The 1634-nt window shown below is 37.3% G+C and carries 2 protein-coding genes; both read right to left on the bottom strand.

The features are described from left to right. Positions 1 to 25: 25 nt before the first annotated feature. Positions 26 to 550 carry a glutathione peroxidase gene (locus tag AAW12_RS00015; RefSeq protein ID WP_046671580.1) on the bottom strand — a complete coding sequence of 175 codons (525 nt, stop codon included), beginning with the start codon at positions 548 to 550 and terminating at the stop codon, positions 26 to 28. Between the two features lie 11 nt (positions 551 to 561). Then, positions 562 to 1428, bottom strand: coding sequence for an N-acetylglucosamine kinase (locus AAW12_RS00010; RefSeq protein ID WP_046671579.1), 867 nt, complete (start codon positions 1426 to 1428; stop codon positions 562 to 564). Positions 1429 to 1634 lie beyond the last annotated feature (206 nt).

Genomic DNA, 1634 nt, shown 5'->3' with positions numbered 1-1634 from the left:
CAGCTTTTTTATTTTGTTATTTTTACTATTTCTTGTTTTCCACCCAGTTTACAATGGCCGGGTCCAGTGGATTCGTCGCGGAACGGAAACGATGGACAAGTTTGCCGTTCTCATCAATCAAAAACTTTTCAAAGTTCCATTTGATATCACCTTTAAAATCTGGGTTCTCCTGAGCGGTCAAATACTTAAACAGGGGTGAAATTTGATCTCCTTTTACATCGACCTTTTCGGCCATTAGAAAATCAACACCATAATTTTGTTCACAAAACTCTTGAATCTGCGCATTTGAACCCGGTTCCTGTTGTCCAAAATTATTTGCCGGAAAGCCAATAATGACGAGCTTATCACCAAAGGTTTTGTGCAATTCCTCCAGATCTTTGTACTGTTTTGTAAAACCACATTTCGAGGCTGTATTCACGATCAATATTTTCTTTCCCTTGAAATCGGACATTTTCACTTCTTGCCCTTCAAGTGTCGTAAACTTAAAATCATAAAAGCTGGGATTGCCAAATAACATTGACATATACACCATAATAGTTGCAATAATCATATTTAATTATTTTAAAGACTTAACAATGAATTACTTTCTCTTTCCAATACCGCATCAAAAAGCTCGTTGATAGGAGATTTTAAAATGGTCCCTACCTGTATCTGATGTGCTTCACAGACTTCCCGCAAGATTAAATCAAAACTATACGCAATAGAACCCACAAAGTGACATGCATATTTATTATAGTCGGGATAGGTCAGAATTGAAGCTTGAACAAATTCTTCAAATCCACTCTTTACCAGATCAATAATAAAGGGATGGGTAATATTATCGGACATGAACGGCGCAAAAGATGCTAAGAAAGCATTTGGACGTTCTTTTTGATAAACATTTTTGATGACAATCTCTTTATTGATTCTGTATTTGTTCGCAAATTTTTCGTTCAGATCTTTCGGCATACGGCCATATAAGAAAAGTCTGACGAGATTTTTTCCAAAATATGCCCCTGAGCCCTCATCACCTAATACATAGCCATTTCCATTATGCGAGGGCATTAGCTCCTCCCCGTCAAAAAAACTCAAATCAGACCCCGTTCCTAATGTCGCTACATACCCTTTTTTATTACCACAGGTCGCTAAGGCACTACCAAAAAGATCGTTCTCAACAGAAATGTAAGCGTTTTCGAACAAGGGTGTCAATGCATTTGAAACCATTTCCCGACGATCGGGCGTAATGCATCCCGCACCAAAAAAATACAACTCGGTAACTTCATCGGCATAGGGAATAATTTCGGGTATCTCCTTAATAACGCGTGTGATTTCCTTTTCATTCACAAAAAAAGGATTGAGTCCATTTGTACTGAATGAGATAGGTGCACTATCTGGCAACTCCAACTTCCAGTCCGACTTTGAAGAGCCGCTATCAACAACTAAAATCATACAAATTCTTGATTATTTTCCCCCTATAAACTACTGTATCAAACTTAGCAAAAATTCTGATAAAAAACAGATTTTTTGCTTCATCTCCCTAGACCAATTAAAACGGGCATTTCATCCAAATCAGCAATTTTGCCATCGATTTATGCCTCATTTCTTAAATAAATTTATGTATATTGGAGGATACTATCAGCTTGTTCCTGTCATCG

Origin of the sequence: Sphingobacterium sp. Ag1 (assembly GCF_000988325.1) — a bacterium.
Classification (GTDB): domain Bacteria; phylum Bacteroidota; class Bacteroidia; order Sphingobacteriales; family Sphingobacteriaceae; genus Sphingobacterium.
The sequence above is the reverse complement of the archived record's forward strand: the minus strand, read 5'-3'. Positions and strand labels throughout refer to the sequence as shown.

Excerpts from the sequence above, each read along its gene's own strand:
- AAW12_RS00015 (WP_046671580.1), bottom strand. The coding sequence starts at position 550 with ATGATTATTGCAACTATTATGGTGTATATGTCAATGTTATTTGGCAAT.
- AAW12_RS00010 (WP_046671579.1), bottom strand. The coding sequence starts at position 1,428 with ATGATTTTAGTTGTTGATAGCGGCTCTTCAAAGTCGGACTGGAAGTTG.